Source organism: Micromonospora sp. WMMD956, assembly GCF_029626125.1.
GTDB classification, from domain to species: domain Bacteria; phylum Actinomycetota; class Actinomycetes; order Mycobacteriales; family Micromonosporaceae; genus Micromonospora; species Micromonospora carbonacea.
This window is the reverse complement of the sequence record NZ_JARUBI010000005.1, coordinates 810507-825487: the sequence shown is the minus strand read 5'-3', so window position 1 is coordinate 825487 and position 14981 is coordinate 810507. Positions and strand designations below refer to the sequence as shown.

Annotated in this window: 10 protein-coding genes; 5 read left to right on the top strand and 5 right to left on the bottom strand. The window is 75.6% G+C overall.

Annotated features, from left to right (window positions below):
• Nucleotides 1–28 precede the first annotated feature (28 nt).
• Nucleotides 29–979 (bottom strand): LD-carboxypeptidase, encoded by a 951-nt coding sequence (locus O7628_RS03820; protein WP_278128368.1) that lies wholly within the window; start codon nt 977–979, stop codon nt 29–31.
• Nucleotides 980–1103: 124 nt separating this feature from the next.
• Here O7628_RS03820 and O7628_RS03815 point away from each other — a divergent pair, with 124 nt between their 5' ends.
• From O7628_RS03815 to mptB (O7628_RS03795), 5 genes are all read left to right on the top strand, one after another.
• Nucleotides 1104–1871 (top strand): type 1 glutamine amidotransferase, encoded by a 768-nt coding sequence (locus O7628_RS03815; RefSeq protein ID WP_278128366.1) that lies wholly within the window; start codon nt 1104–1106, stop codon nt 1869–1871.
• 7 nt (nt 1872–1878) lie between these two features.
• Nucleotides 1879–4995, top strand: a complete 3117-nt coding sequence (locus O7628_RS03810; protein WP_278128365.1) for a bifunctional [glutamine synthetase] adenylyltransferase/[glutamine synthetase]-adenylyl-L-tyrosine phosphorylase — start codon at nt 1879–1881, stop codon at nt 4993–4995.
• 67 nt (nt 4996–5062) lie between these two features.
• Nucleotides 5063–6664 (top strand): hypothetical protein, encoded by a 1602-nt coding sequence (locus O7628_RS03805; protein WP_278128363.1) that lies wholly within the window; start codon nt 5063–5065, stop codon nt 6662–6664.
• A 2-nt stretch (nt 6665–6666) separates the two neighbouring features.
• A complete protein-coding gene (mptB, locus tag O7628_RS03800) occupies nt 6667–8097 on the top strand; it encodes a polyprenol phosphomannose-dependent alpha 1,6 mannosyltransferase MptB (protein WP_278128361.1) in 1431 nt (476 codons plus the stop codon).
• A 15-nt stretch (nt 8098–8112) separates the two neighbouring features.
• Nucleotides 8113–9657 (top strand): polyprenol phosphomannose-dependent alpha 1,6 mannosyltransferase MptB, encoded by a 1545-nt coding sequence (gene mptB / locus O7628_RS03795; protein WP_278128359.1) that lies wholly within the window; start codon nt 8113–8115, stop codon nt 9655–9657.
• A 66-nt stretch (nt 9658–9723) separates the two neighbouring features.
• Here the strand turns inward: mptB (O7628_RS03795) and O7628_RS03790 are convergent, their stop codons facing one another.
• The 4 genes from O7628_RS03790 to O7628_RS03775 are packed head-to-tail and all read right to left on the bottom strand — an operon-like array spanning nt 9724 to nt 14692.
• Nucleotides 9724–10890, bottom strand: coding sequence for an acyltransferase (locus O7628_RS03790; protein WP_278128357.1), 1167 nt, complete (start codon nt 10888–10890; stop codon nt 9724–9726).
• Nucleotides 10891–10903: 13 nt separating this feature from the next.
• The gene (locus tag O7628_RS03785; RefSeq protein ID WP_278128355.1) at nt 10904–12508 is read right to left on the bottom strand and encodes a BBE domain-containing protein; all 1605 of its coding nucleotides are present in this window, start codon (nt 12506–12508) and stop codon (nt 10904–10906) included.
• 37 nt (nt 12509–12545) lie between these two features.
• Nucleotides 12546–13589 carry a ketoacyl-ACP synthase III family protein gene (locus tag O7628_RS03780; RefSeq protein ID WP_278128353.1) on the bottom strand — a complete coding sequence of 348 codons (1044 nt, stop codon included), beginning with the start codon at nt 13587–13589 and terminating at the stop codon, nt 12546–12548.
• Nucleotides 13590–13621: 32 nt separating this feature from the next.
• Nucleotides 13622–14692 (bottom strand): VOC family protein, encoded by a 1071-nt coding sequence (locus O7628_RS03775; RefSeq protein ID WP_278128352.1) that lies wholly within the window; start codon nt 14690–14692, stop codon nt 13622–13624.
• Between the last annotated feature and the right edge of the window lie 289 nt (nt 14693–14981).

Sequence of the window (14981 nt, the reverse complement as noted above, 5' to 3'; positions counted from 1 at the left end):
CCGAAAGTGCAAGATCGCGTGGAAGGGGTCAGCGGACGGCGGGGGCGGCGGTCAGGGTGCCGGCGGTGGCGTCGAGGGTCGCCTCGGTGCCGACGGGGATCGTGAGCTGGCCGTGGCCGTGGCCGATCGGCAGGCCGCCGAGGACCGGCACACCGAGGTCGCCGAGGCGGTCGGTCAGCACGTCGACGACGCCTGTGTCCCAGCCGTCCGCGCAGTCGGTGAACTGGCCGACGGCCACCCCGGCCAGGCCGTCCAGCGCCCCGGCCCGGCGCAGCTGGGTGAGCATCCGGTCGACCTTGTACGGGGGCTCCTGCACGTCCTCGACCAGCAGGACCGCCCCCGTCAGGTCCGGCATGTCGGCGGTGCCGAGGGTGGCGGCTAGCAGGCACAGGTTGCCGCCGAGCAGCGTGCCCGTGGCGCGACCGGGCACCCGTACCCCGAAGGTCTCCTCGCCGGGGACGGCGGCGACGGTGACCGGCGCGGTGGTCATCAGCGCGGCGTGCAGCGACTCGGCGGAGCGCAGCGGGGTGCGCTCGTCCCGCCAGGCCGCCCCGGGGCCGTGCACGCCGGCCAGCCGCGCGCCCCGCCACAGGGCGAGCTGCAACGCGGTGATGTCGGAGAAGCCCGCCACCACCTTCGGGTCCCGGCGCACCGCAGCCATGTCCAGGGCGTCCACGATGCGCTGCGCGCCGTAGCCGCCCCGGGTGCAGATCACCCCGCGCACCTGCGGGTCGGCGAACGCGGCGTTCAGGTCGGCGGCGCGCAGCTCGTCCGCGCCGGCCAGAAAACCCCGCCGGGCGTACGCGTTGGGGGCGGGCACCGGCCGCAGCCCCCAGCCGGTGAGCAGCTCCACGCCCCGGGCCACCCGCTCGGGTCGGGTCGGCCCGGACGGCGACACCAGCAGCACCGTGTCGCCGGGGCGCAGGGCCGGTGGGCGCAGCACGGCGGCTGGGCGCGGCGCGGCGTCGTCGGCGGTCACAGCCGCAGAGCCTAGCCGCCGGCCGGCTCCCCGCAGCGGGCACTCCTGAGCGGGACCGGACGCGCCCGGCGCGCGGGCCGAGGCGTTCCGGGCGGCGGTCGACGTACCCGATAGCCTCGACGGCGTGGGAACCGCGCTGGTGATCGAGAACGACCCGACCGACGACCCCCGCCGCCTGGGGGAGTGGCTGGTGGAGGGGGGCCTGGAGCTGCGCGTGCTGCGCCCGCACGCCGGCGACGACCTCCCCGACGACCTGGACGGGCACGTCGCGCTGGTGGTGCTCGGCGGCGACCAGCACGCCTACCCGACACCCGACGGCGCCCCCGGCGCACCCTGGTTCCCGAAACTGGAGGGGCTGCTGCGCAAGGCCGTCCGGCACCGGGTGCCCACCCTCGGCGTCTGCCTCGGCGCGCAGCTGCTCGCCACCGCCCACGCCGGCCTGGTCGAGCGCAGCCCGTCCGGGCCCGAGGTCGGCCCGGCCGTCGTCGGCCGCCGGGACGCCGCCGAGACCGACCCGCTGTTCCGGTACGTGCCGCTGATCCCCGACGTGCTCCAGTGGCACACCGACGAGATCACCGAGCTGCCGCACGGGGCGACCCTGCTGGCCGCGTCCACCCGCTACCCGCACCAGGCGTTCCGGCTCGGCGACCGGGCCTGGGGCCTCCAGTTCCACGTCGAGTGCGACACCGCGATGATCGCCGACTGGGCGACCGGCTCCGCCCTGCTCGACGAGCTGGGCTACGACCCCGAGCTGGTGGTCGCCGCCTGTGACCGGGTGATGGCCGACGTCGAGGAGGTGTGGCAGCCGTTCGCGATCCGGTTCGCCGCCCTCGCCCTCGGCGAGCTGGGCGACGACAGCGTCCGGCGTCCGCTGCCGCTGCTGGGGCACTGAGGCGATGATGAGCAGACCCGCGCGGGGCCGGCTCGCCCGCTACGGCTTCGGCACCGACGACGGCTCCCGCGCCGCCGACCTGCTCGGCCCGGCCGGGCTCGGCCTGTGGCACCCGCAGGAGCAGGAGCCGGTCGACGACCGGGCCGCCGAGCTGCTGGCGGCGCTGTCCCGGGCCGCCGACCCCGACCTGGCCCTGCGCCAGCTGCACCGCCTCGTCGAGACCGAGCGCCGCACCACCGGAGGCGTCGCCGAAACCACCGGGGGCGACGGTGACCGGGCCGCCGGCTCGGCCGTGCTGGACGCCCTGCACGCCGACCCGGGGCTGCGCCGGCGGCTCGTCGCCGTGCTCGGCGCGTCCTCGGCCCTCGGCGATCACCTGGTGGCCAACCCGCGGCAGTGGCCGGTGCTCGCCACGGCCCCCGACGGGCTCGCCCCCGCCGCCGAGGGCCGGCTCGACCTGGCCGCCGCCGCCCGCGTCACCCCGTCCACCCAGCCGGTGGCGGTGCTGCGGCAGGCGTACCGGCTGGCCCTGCTGCGCATCGCGGCGGCCGACCTGACCGGCGGCCGGGCCCTGGAGCAGACCATGGCCGCGCTGTCCGCGCTGGCCGACGCCACCCTCGCGGCGGCGTACGACATCGCGGTGGGCGAGCTGCCCGAGGGGACCGCCGTGCCCCGCCTCGGCGTGGTGGCGATGGGCAAGTGCGGCGGCGGCGAGCTCAACTACGTCTCCGACGTCGACGTGATCTTCGTCTGCGCCGAGGACGACGAGCTGCCGGCGGCCACCACGATCGCCACCCGGCTGATCCACGTCTGCGGGCTGGTCGCCTGGCCGGTCGACGCGGCGCTGCGCCCGGAGGGCAACCGGGGGCCGCTGGTGCGCACCCTCGCCAGCCACCTGGCCTACTACCGGCGCTGGGCGCGCACCTGGGAGTTCCAGGCGCTGCTGAAGGCCCGCCCGGCGGCCGGCGACCTGGCGCTGTGCCAGGAGTGGATCGACCAGCTCGCCCCGCTGGTGTGGACCGCCGCCGAGCGTCCCGAGGCCGTCGACGACGTCCGGTCGATGCGCCGGAAGATCATCGACAACATCCCGCCGAAGGAGCTGGACCGCGAGATCAAGCGCGGCCCCGGCGGGCTGCGCGACATCGAGTTCGCCGTCCAGCTCCTGCAACTGGTGCACGGCCGCGGCGACGAGACGCTGCGCGTGCCCGGGACGATCCCCGCGCTGCGCGCCCTGGTGGCCGGCGGCTACGTGGGCCGCGCCGACGGGGAGGCGCTGCTGCGCGGCTACCGCTTCCTGCGCGGCGTCGAGCACCGGCTCCAGCTCCAGGGCCTGCGCCGCACCCACACCGTGCCGACCGAACCGGCCGCGCTGCGCTGGCTCGCCGCCGCCCTCGGCTACGCGGCCACGCCGGGCCGCAGCGCCGTCGAGGAGTTCCGCGCCGAGTGGGTCACCCACGCCACCGAAGTACGCCGGCTGCACGCCAAGCTGCTCTACCGGCCCCTGCTGGAGTCGGTGGCCCGCGTCCCCGCCGACGGGCTGCGGCTCACCCCCGAGGCGGCCCGGCACCGGCTGGAGATCCTCGGCTTCGCCGACCCCGCCGGGGCGCTGCGGCACCTCCAGGCCCTCACCGGCGGGGTGAGCCGCACCGCCGCCATCCAGCGCACCCTGCTGCCGGTGCTGCTCAGCGAGTTCGCCGACGCCCCCGAGCCGGACCGGGGGCTGCTCAACTACCGGCAGGTCTCCGACTCCCTCGGCAGCACCCCCTGGTACCTGCGGCTGCTGCGCGACTCCGGCCCGGTGGCCCGCCGGCTGGCCCGCGTCCTGTCCTCCTCCCGGTACGCGGCCGACCTCCTGGCCCGCGAGCCGGAGGCGCTGCGGCTGCTCGCCGAGGAGAACGAGCTGACCCCCCGTCCGCGCGCCGTCCTCTGCGAGGGCTTCGCCGCCGCGGCGGCCCGGCACGCCGCCGACCCCGTCGAGGCGACCCGCGCCGTACGCGCGCTGCGCCGCCGGGAACTGGTCCGCATCGCCTGCGCCGACATGCTGAGCCGGGCCGGGTCGCTGGCCCCCACCCCCGCTCGGGACGCGGACCGGGTGGCCGCTGGCCGGGACGCCGACCGGGCCGCCGCCGGTGGCCGCCCCGACGCCGACGGGCGGGCCGCGCTCGGCCTCGCCGACGTCACCGCCGTCGGCACCGCCCTGTCCGACGTCACCGACGCCACCCTCGCCGCCGCGCTGCGCGCCGCCCGGGCCGCCCAGCCGGCCCTGCCCGGCCTGCGGTTCGCGGTGATCGGCATGGGCCGGCTCGGCGGGTACGAGTCGAACTACCTCTCCGACGCCGACGTGCTCTTCGTCTACGACCCGCCCGCCGGGGCCGACGAGGGCGCGGCCAGCGCCGCCGCCCACGCGATCGCCGAGGAGCTGCGCCGGCTGCTGTCCGCCCCCGCCCCCGACCCGGCGCTGGGCGTCGACGCCGACCTGCGCCCCGAGGGCCGGCAGGGCCCCCTCGTGCGCAGCCTCGCCGCGTACGCCCAGTACTACGCCCGCTGGTCGAAGGTGTGGGAGGCGCAGGCGCTGCTGCGCGCCCGGTTCGTCTGCGGCGACGCCGACCTGGGGGCCGAGTTCGAGACGATGGTCGACCCCGTGCGCTATCCCGCCGACGGGTTGACCCGGGAGCAGATCGTCGAGATCCGCCGGATCAAGGCGCGGGTGGAGACCGAGCGGCTGCCCCGGGGCGCCGACCCGGCGACCCACACCAAGCTGGGCCGGGGCGGGCTCGCCGACGTCGAGTGGGCGGTGCAGCTGGTCCAGCTCCGGCACGCCGGCCGACTGCCGGAGCTGCGCGGCACGCGTACCCTCGACGCGCTCGCGGCGGCGGCCGGCGCGGGCCTGATCGACCCGGCGGACGCCACGGCGATGGCCGCCGGCTGGACCCTCGCCGCGCAGGTCCGCAACGCGCTGATGCTGGTGCGGGGCCGCGCCGGCGACCAACTGCCCCGGCACGGTGTGGAACTGGCCGGGGTGGTGCGGCTGCTCGGCCGCGACGACCCGGGCGAGTTCCTCGACGAATACCTGCGCACCGCTCGCCGCTCCCGCGCGGCGATGGAACGCGTCCTCGATGCCTGAGGCGCAAGGAAGGGCCCCTTCTTATCGCTATCTGCATAGCAGGGGCCCCCTGTTAACACCTGCCGTGGTGGCGGCCGGCGCGGCGGTGCTGCTCGCGGGGGCGTACCTGATCGCCCCGCCGATGGGCACCGACCTCGCCGCGCAGGTCGCCCGCGCCGGGTTCGCCGACCGGCACGGCGCAACCCCGGTCGACCTCGGCTGGTACGGCGGGGTCGACCAGTTCGGCTACAGCCTCTTCACCGCCCGGCTGGCCGCCTGGGTCGGGCCCCGCCCGCTCGGTGCCGCCGCCGCGGTGCTCGCCGCCGCCGCGCTGGGCCACCTGTTCGCCCGGCACCGGGCCCGGCGGCCGCAGCTCGCCGGGCTCCTCGGGGCGGTCGTGCTGGTCGGCAACCTGGCCAGCGGTCGGGTCACCTTCGCCGTCGGGCTGACGCTGGGGCTGCTCGCGCTCTGCGCGGTCGGCGTCGACCTGCCCGGGCCGGCGGGGGCGGGCCGGCGCGACCGGGCCCGTCCGGCGCGGCTGGCCGTGGCCGGCCTGCTCGCCGCGCTGGCCACCTGGGCCAGCCCCGTAGCCGGCCTGTTCACCGGCCTGGCCGGCGCGGCGCTGCTGCTGGCCAGCCTGCGCCGGGGTGCCGGACCGGGGCGGGCGCTGCCCGGCGGGTGGCGGGCCGACCGGCCGCTCGCCGAGAGCCTGACGCTGTGCCTCGCCCCGGCGGTCGCGCTCGCCCCGATGGCGCTGCTGTTCGGCAACGGCGGGACGCAGCCGTTCACCGCCGAGTCGATGCGGATCAACGTCGCCCTCGCCGTGGTCGTCTTCTTCGCGGTGCCGCGTCGCCGCCGCGTGCTGCGCGCCGGTGCGGGGCTGACCGTGCTGCTGCTGGTCGCCGCGCAGCTCGTGCCCAGCCCGATCGGCTCCAACGCCCTGCGGCTGCCGCTGCTGTTCACGCTGCCCCTGCTGGCCGGGTACGTGCCGCTGCCCGGCCCGTGGCTGGCCGGGCTGCTCGCCGCCTGCGTCTGGTGGCAGAACCCGGTGCTGACCAACGACCTCGCCCGCGCCGGTTCGCCCGAGAGCGCGGCGGCGTACTACCGGCCGCTGGTCGACGAGTTGGCCCGCCGGCAGCCGGTGGGCCGGGTCGAGGTGGTGCCGCTGCGCGACCACTGGGAGTCGGCGTACCTGCCGGACACCGTGCCGCTGGCGCGGGGCTGGGAGCGGCAGGTCGACACCGCCCGCAACCCCCTGTTCTACGGCGACGACCTCACCCCCGACGCGTACGCCGGCTGGCTGCGCCGGGAGGCCGTGGCGTTCGTGGCGCTCGCCCCCGACAGCGTGCCCGACCGGTACGCCCGCCAGGAGGCCGCCCTCGTCGTCGCCGGCCAGCCGTACCTGCGCGAGGTGTGGCGGGACGCCACCTGGCGGCTGTACGCCGTCACCGACCCCGGGCCCCTGGTCGGGGCGCCGGGGCGACTGGACGGGTCGGGCCGGGCCGCCGTCCGGTTCACCGTCGACACGCCCGGCGACGTGCCGGTGCGGGTGCGTTGGTCGCGCTGGCTGACCCTGACCGGGCCGGGCGGTTGCCTCGCGCCCACCCCGGACGGCTTCCTCACGGTGCGCGGGGCCACGCCAGGGTCGTACCGGGTCACCAGTGCCCTGCGGCCGTCCGGACAATGCTGACCGTGGACCGTCACCGTCTGATCCGTTACGCGGGGCTCGCCGGCTCCGCCCTGCTGTCGCTGTCGGCGTTCCTCGGCGGGGCGTTCCCCGGCGGCGATCTGCGTCCCACCCCGGTCAGCATCTGGCAGGGCCCGCACGGGCCGCTGATCATCGGGGCGTGGCTGGTCGGCACCGCGCTCATGGCGTGGGCCTGGTGGTCGTTGCGCGACGGCCCGCCGTCCGCGCGCTGGGCCCTGGTCACCGCCGGGCTCTGGCTGCTGCCGTTGCTGGTCGCGCCACCGATGGCCAGCCGCGACGTGTACGCGTACGCGTGCCAGGGGGCCAGCTTCGCCAACGGCATCAGCCCGTACGAGCAGGGCGTGTCGGCGTTGCCCTGCCCGTGGCTGGACACCATCTCGTACATCTGGCGGGACACCCCGGCCCCGTACGGCCCGCTGTTCGTGGTGCTGGCCGGCGCGGTGGTGAAGGCGACCGGGTCGCTGACCGCGAGCATCGTGCTGTTCCGGCTGTTCGCCGTGGCCGGGCTGGCGCTGACCGCCGCCTGCCTGCCGGTGCTGGCCCGCCGCTGCGGGGTGCCGGTCGGCAAGGCGCTGTGGCTGGCGCTGGCCAGCCCGCTGATCGGCGTGCACCTGGTGGCCGGGGCGCACAACGACGCGATCATGGTCGGCCTGCTGGTCGCCGGGCTGGCCGTGGTGGCCGCCCGGCCGGGCCGTCCCGGGCCGCTGCTGGCCGGGGGGGTGCTGCTCGGGCTGGCCGTGTCCATCAAGATCACTGGCGTGGTGGTGATCCCGTTCGCCGCGCTGGCCGCCATGTCCGGGCCGTACCGGATCCGCACGCTGCTGCGCGACGGCGGGTGGGTCGTCGCCGGCGCGGTGGCCACCGTGGTCGGGGTGACCTTTGCCGGCGGGCTGGACTTCGGCTGGGTCGGCGGGCTGTCCAAGGGCGGCGACGCGATCGCCTGGACCTCGCCGCCCACCGCCGTGGGGCAGACCGCCGGGTACGTCGCGCTGATCTTCGGCGCGCACGTCGACGCGCTGCCGGTGACCCGGGCGCTCGGCGTGGTGGTGCTCGCCGGGTTGCTGCTCTGGCTCTGGTGGCGGGCCCGCACGCGGGAGCCGCTGTGGCACGCCGGCCTCGCGCTGGCCGCCATGGTGGCGATGTCCCCGGTCGTGCACCCCTGGTACTGGATCTGGCCGCTGACCGTGCTCGCCGCGACGACCGTCCGCCCCGCCCGCTGGTACCTCGTCGTGGCGCTCGTCTCGGCGTTTCTGATCCTGCCGGACGGCACCGGGCTGGCCCGGTACACGAAGCTGCCTGGGGCGCCGCTGATGACGCTTCTGCTGATCTGGGCGGCCGTGCGGTTGGTACGGTCGGCGAGGGCGGACCGCGCGGCGGACCGCGCGCCGGACCCCGCCATCCGGGGAGCCGACTGAGCGAAGGGTGCGCCGGTGGCCGTCGTCGCCCGCTGGGCGGGACTGCTCGGTGCCGTTCTGCTCGCCGTCGCCGGCTGGCTGGGCGGGGCGCTGCCCGACCTGACCGGCGGCACGCCCGCCCAGGTGTGGCGGGGCCCGCACGGTCCGGCGGTGCTGGGCTGCTGGCTGGCCGGCACCGCGTTGATGGTCGGGGCGTGGTGGGCGCTGCGCGACGGCGCACCGTCGGGCCGGTGGGCGTACGCGACCGCCGGGCTCTGGCTGCTGCCGCTGCTGGCGACGCCGCCGCTGGGCAGCCGCGACGTCTACTCGTACGCCTGCCAGGGCTGGTCGTACGCGCACGGGCGCGACCCGTACCGGTTGGGGGTGGCGGCGGCCGGCTGCCCGTGGCTGGACTCGGTCGCCCCGATCTGGCGGGACACCCCCGCGCCGTACGGGCCGCTGTTCGTGCTGCTCGCCGCGTTCGCGGTGACCGTCGGCGGCGGGCTCGCCGGTGCCGTCGCGCTCCTGCGGCTGTACGCCGTCGCGGGCGTGCTGCTGGCCGCGTACTGCCTGCCGGGGCTGGCCCGCGCGGCGGGGGTGCCGGTCCGGCGGGCCGCCTGGCTGGCGCTGGCCGCGCCCCTGGTCGGGGTGCACCTGGTGGCCGGGGCGCACAACGACGCGGTGGCCCTCGGCCTGCTGCTGACCGGCCTGCTGCTGCTGGTCCGCGGGCCGGCGAGACCGCCCAGGCCGCCCGCGCCCTACGCGGCGTCCGGGCTACCCGGGTCCCCCGCGCCGCGGCCTGCCGGGCAGACCCCGCCGGCCGGGGTGCTGCTGCTGGTCGGGGCGCTGCTCGGGCTGGCCGTGGCCGTCAAGGCGACCGCCGTGGTGACGCTGCCGTTCGCGGCGCTGGCCGCCGTCGCCGGCCGACCCACCTGGCGGGCGCTGCTGCGCGGCGGGGGCTGGCTGGCCGGCGGCGCGCTGGCGGCGCTGCTGGCGACCTCCGTGGCGTCCGGGCTGGGCCTGGGCTGGGTCGCCGGGCTGGCCCGCAGCGGCGACTCCGCGCAGTGGACGTCGCCGCCGACGGCAGTCGGCTTCGTCATCGACTACGTGGGGGAGTGGGCCGGACGGCGGCCCGACGCCGTGCCGGTGACCCGGGCCGCCGGCCTGCTGCTGCTCGCGGCGACGCTGGTGGCCCTGTGGTGCTGGGCGTGGCGGTCGCTGCGCCGGCAGGGCACCGGGACGGATGCCCCGGCGGCCCGGCCCGGGGTGGCCCTGCTCGGCGCGGGGCTGGCGCTCGCCGCCACGGTCGCCCTCTCGCCGGTCTTCCACCCCTGGTACGCCACCTGGCCGCTGACCCTGCTCGCGATCTCGGTGGTCCGCCTGGCCCGGACCACGTGGTTCGTGCTGCCCAGCGCGGTGGCCGCCGTCCTCACCCTGCCCGACGGCACCAACCTGGCCCGCTCCACGAAGGCCCCGGGCGCGATCGCGATGACGGCGCTGGTGGGGGCGTTGCTGGCCTGGGCGGCCCGGGCGGGGAGGGCTTCCTCCCGTGCGAAGGCGGATACCCGCTGCGGGCCGTAGGGAGCTGAGTCGTCCGGACATCGGGTCCGGGGCGGCCAGCAACCGCCGACCGCCCCGGACCGGCGGTCAGAGCATGGCCGGTGCCCGCTCCGCGCCCAGCGGGACCACTCGCGCCCGACGCCGTGCCCAGGCCCGGGTGAGCGGGCTCTCCACCGCGCGGTACAGCACCCAGGCGGCGCCGATGCTCACCACGAGCGCGCAGAAGGCGAGCAGCAGGCCGATCCCCGGCGCTGGGGTGTGCGGGCCCAGCAGCCGGCCCAGCCCGGTGAGCAGGATGTCGTGGACCATGTAGAAGGCGAAGGAGACCTCGCCGAGCAGCACGACGCGGGGATGACCCAGCAGCCCTCCGCGACCTCCTTCGTCGAGGGTGGCCACCGCCGGGATCAGCAACGCGATCGGGATGACGAAGCTGGCGTTGAGCTGGTATTCCAGGGGCTGGGCCAGGCTGGCCAGGTAGGCCACCAGGACCAGCCCGGCCACCGGCAGGGCAGGCAGGCCCGGCCATCGACCGGCTCGGACGATCGAGGCCATCAGCATGCCCAGGGCGAAGTCGAGCAGCCGGACGGGCGGGAACGCGTACAGGAACCAGACCTGGTGCATCGAGTGCTGGTACAGCGGCGAGTTGCGGTGGGCCTCGCCGAAGACCTCGCCGGCCGGCAGGAGCCCGGCAACCGCGGGCAGCACCAGGATGACCGCCATCACCAGGCCGGCGACCGGCCAGAGCAGCCGGTCGGGAATCCGGCGCAACCCGAACCACAGCGCCGGAAACATGAGGTAGAAGAACAACTCGGTGGACAACGACCAGCTCGGGTGGTTGATGCTGAAGAAGCTGGTGTCCCGCGGCACCCAGGCGTGCAGGAGGGCCAGGTTGCCCACCGCCTCCAGGGCCGAGGCCCCGGCCAGCCCGAAGAGGGTGAAGGCGATCACGAAGGTGACCAGGTGGTTGGGGTAGATCTTGACCAGCCGTCGGGCGACGAACTCCCGGTAGGTGTCGCGGGGCCGGACCGACCAGGTGAGCACGAAGCCGCTGAGCACGAAGAAGAAGGTGACCCCGAACCAACCGGCGTTCTTCAGCAGCCCCCGGTAGGCGTCCGGCAGGCTGCCTTCCCCGAGCAGATGCCGGTTGAGCGACAGGTGGAAGCCGAACACGAGCAGGGCGGCGAGGAAGCGCAGACCGGTGAGGCTCTGCAACCGGGACGCGGGCCGGCGTACGTCGATCTTGACCGATTCCATCACGACGCCCCGCTCAGTTGGCCGGCCGGATGGACTGGGCGTGCCGGAAGACGTTGCGCGGATCCCACCGCGCCTTGACCTGTTGCAGCCGCGGGTAGTTCCCCTTGTAGTAGAGGTCGTGCCAGGCGACGCCGGAGGTGTTCCAGGCGGGGTCGTTCAGGTCGACGTCGGCGTAGTTGACGAAGCAGCCGTCGGTCACCTCGTTGGGCACCGGCACCCCACCGGTCGCGCCGTAGAGCTCCCGGTAGAACTCCCGGACCCAGGCGACGTTCGCCTCGTCGTCGCGGGCGTCGTTCCAGAGCGTCACGCACTGCATCTTGATCACGGAGTCCCGCTGCGGCACCGCCGTGTCGCCCGGTTGCAGGGTGTTCACCCGGCCGCCGTACGAGGCGATCATCATCAGCGCCGTCGGGTTGTGGAAGTCGGTGCGGGTCAGGTGCCGATACATGACGGCGATCTGCTCCGTCGGGTAGGTGCCCCGCAGATAGGCGGACTTGCCCTTGAACCGGATGGTCGGGTCGGGGCCGGTGAAGCCCGGCCACTGGGTGGCGTGCAGCCAGGGCACCAGCCGGTGCTGCCGGGTCTGCGCCGGGACGCCCACACCAGCGCCCACCGCGGCGACGTAGTTCTGCAGCATCCGCTCGGCGTGGGGCGCGCCGGCGTCGACCTGGGTGACCATCGTGATCGCGCCGTTGGCGCGGTGCCAGGGCTTCAGCTGGCTGAACAGGTTGACATAGGGCGAGTCGGGAGCGCTGTGCTGCGCGTGCCAACGCCCGTGGTTGCGCATGAGCCGGGTGAACCCGGCCTCGGTGATCGACTCCCACGGCCAGGCGACCTCGTTGACCCACACCTGCGACGGCGGCCGGGGAAGCAGCCGCGCCGGTTCACTGCTGGTGACCCCGGGGGAGCGCAGCCAGTACCGGGTGACCACGCCGAAGTTGCCACCGCCGCCACCGGTGTGTGCCCACCACAGGTCGTGGTGCGGGTCGGTGGTCTCCCGGGTGGCGACGACCGCGCGGGCGGTGCCCGAGGCGTCGACCACGACCACCTCGACGGCGTAGAGGTGGTCGACGGCAAGGCCGTTGCGGCGGGCCAGGGAGCCGTAGCCGCCGCCGGCGATGTGGCCCCCCGCGCAGACGGTCGGGCAGTTGCCGGCCGGCAGGAAAACGCCCCACCGCTTGTAGAGCGTCTCGTACACCTTGCCCAGGGTGGCCCCCGCCTCGACGGCGAACGCCCGGCGGCCGGGGTCGTAGTAGACGTCGGAGAGCTGAGACAGGTCCAACACCACCCGGATGTCGGAGCTGGTGGTGAAGTCCTCGTAGCAGTGCCCGCCGCTGCGCACGGCGAGCCGCCTGCCGGCGCTGACCGCCTCCTGCACGGCGCGTACCGCCTGCGCGGTGGAGGTGATCAGGCGGACCTCGTCGGGCCGGCCGACCCAGCGTTGGTTGGTGCCCCGGACCAGATCCGGATAGCGGGGGTCGGTGGCCGAGACCGTCACCGGTGCCGGCGCGGGCGGTGCTGCCGGTGCGGCCGGCGCTGCCGGGCCGGTGGCGACCAGCAGGCCGCCGCCGACGGCTGCGGTGCCGGCCAGCACGCGCCGGCGAGTCACCTTGCTCATGATGCTTTGTCCTCCCCTGTTTGTCGTGCGCGACTGATCAGACCGGCTGCCCGGCCCAGGCCGGCGTGCGCAGGATCCGCAGCACCGCACCGGTCCAGGTGAAGCCGGCCCCCACCCCCAGCAGCAGGACGTGCTGCCCCGGACGCAGCTCGCCGGTCTCGGCGAGATGGTTCAGCCCGGCGAGTTGGTCGCCGGCGCCCAGGTGCCCGACCTGCCGCGAGAAGTCCCACGTGGTACGGCCCAGATCGGTGATGCCCAGCGGATCGAGGATCTGTCGCCGGGTCAGCCAGAGGCCGAAGTGCGGCACGACGAAGCGGTCCACCTCGCCGCCCGTGATCCCGGCTTCCTCCAGCACCTGTGCGCAGGTGCTGCGTATCCCGGCGTCGAGGCGGCGCCAGATCTCCTCCCGACCGATCTCGCCGAGGAAGTGCCGGTGCCGCCGGTCCAGGTCCACCGGCTCCAGCGGCCCGGCGCCGATCCCGTCCAGCCGATCCGCTCCACGGTGCATGCCTTCCAGTTCCGGGTCGGTGCGGGTGACCATGGCGACCAGTCGGGCGAACCCGTCGGTGCGGGAGAGCGTCACGGCGGCGGCGCCGTCGGCGTAGACGATGCGGTCGGCCTTCCACCGGTCGAAGTAGGGCTCCGGCCACCGGTCGCCGGCGCTGACCACCGCCACCCCCGTCTCCTCGTGCGCCCGCAGGTAGGCGGCGGCTGTCTCCACCGCCACCAGCCCGCCGTTGGAACCGCTGCGGATCTCCGCCACGAAGGCGTCCGGCCGGGCGACCGACCGCTGGATGTACGAGCCGAGGTTCCACACGTCCAGCCCCGCGTGGAGCACCACCGAGTGGAACACCGCGGCGACGTCACCGGCGGCGCTGCCGGAGCGGACGAGCGCCTGGCGGGCTGCACCGACGGCCATGTCGGGCAGGTGCTCGTCCGGCTCGGCGACGGTGACCGAGAGCTGGGCGCTGCGCTCGGCCGACTCGGCCGGGTACCGCCCCTGGGCTACGGCCCCGTCGACGCCGACGGCCTTGGGCAGCCACGCTCCGGTGCCGGACACATACAGGTCGTTCCACCGCATCTCTTCGTCCTCACTCTCGTCGGACAGGGTGGTCAGGGACGGTCGGTCCAGCGGTACGGGCCGGGCGTGGCCCGTCGGGCGCTGGTCAGCGACTCGTACGGCAGCTCACCGTCGGGCATCCGGACGATCTCCATCTGGATGCCGATCGGGGTGCGGAAGTAGACCCAGCGGTCGCCGGCGATCGGACCGTCGGCGATGGTCTCCGGATCGCCCATCACCTCCACGCCGGGGGCCTGGCGCAGCCAGGCCGCTGCCGCGTCCACGTCGTCGACGTAGAAGGCGAGGTGGTGCCCGCCGACGTCGCTGTTGCGGGGAGGCCCGCCGACGGCGTGCGGCGCGGGGGAGCAGAGCTCGACGTTAGCGGTGGGACCCACCCGCAGCGCCGCGCGCCGGCGGACGGCAGCGGCCGGCGTCCACGGTTCGGGGCAGGGCTCGGTCAGCGCCGACAGCAGTTCGGCACCGAGCACGTCGACGAAGAACGCCACGGCGGCATCGAGGTCCCCGACCGTACGCCCGAAGTGTTCCACTCCGTGCAGACCTGGCAGCCCGGTCCAGCCGGTCGGCGGGGCAGGTGGGCGGAAGCGGCGGTCGGTTCGCGGCGTCGGACCGGCTTCGCGCAGGAGCAGCCACATTCCCCAGTCGGCGCGGCACCAGGCCGACGGCCCGTCCGCACCGGTGGGTGCGGAGCGAACGACGTGGATGCCGGGGACCTGGGCAAGCCGTCGCGTGGCGGCGGCCAGCTCCTGCACCTGGAGCGCGAGGTAGGCGCCGCCGGGCGCGGTGGGTTCCGGCGCGGTGGTCACCTGGTCGGGTGCGGTGTAGCCGAAGAGCTCGATGTTGGCGAAGTCGCGCAGGCGCACCAGGGCCACCTGCGCGCGGGCCCGAGGGTGGACGCCGAGCTTGCGGGTCATCCAGTCGCCCGTCGGGTCCTGCACCGGCCCCTCCTGGTAGCAGAGCTCCCCGCCGAGCACCGCGGTGAAGAAGCCGACGGCGCGCGGCAGGTCGGACACGGTGAAGGCGTAGTGGTCGAGCGTTCGGGCGGTGGGGATGCCGGCGCGGTGATGCGCCGGGATGGCTTCCTCGTTCGGGTCGGCGAGGGGCATCGCGGGGCCTCCGGAGAACGCAGCGGGGTGCGCGACGTGGCGGAGCGGGCCCGGATGGCAGGGGACGGGCCGGTTCCACGCGCGGTGGCAGGCGTCAATCTATGGCTAGATGCATGTGCCCGCAAGTAAAAGTTCCATAGCCCACAGCTGCTGTTCGGGCACTCAGGGTCAAATCCCTGCATGATGGGTGGTCGGACTCCCGCGCATTGGTCGAAAGCGGCTAACATTGCATGGGAGTGCATCTTTCGGATGCGGGCCGGCCTGGGTGACCATGGCGCTGAGGAAGTGG

Coding starts and splice junctions, on each gene's coding strand:
- O7628_RS03775 (WP_278128352.1), bottom strand. CDS start 14,692: ATGCCCCTCGCCGACCCGAACGAGGAAGCCATCCCGGCGCATCACCGC.
- O7628_RS03785 (WP_278128355.1), bottom strand. CDS start 12,508: ATGAGCAAGGTGACTCGCCGGCGCGTGCTGGCCGGCACCGCAGCCGTC.
- O7628_RS03810 (WP_278128365.1), top strand. CDS start 1,879: ATGAGCAGACCCGCGCGGGGCCGGCTCGCCCGCTACGGCTTCGGCACC.
- O7628_RS03790 (WP_278128357.1), bottom strand. CDS start 10,890: ATGGAATCGGTCAAGATCGACGTACGCCGGCCCGCGTCCCGGTTGCAG.
- O7628_RS03780 (WP_278128353.1), bottom strand. CDS start 13,589: ATGCGGTGGAACGACCTGTATGTGTCCGGCACCGGAGCGTGGCTGCCC.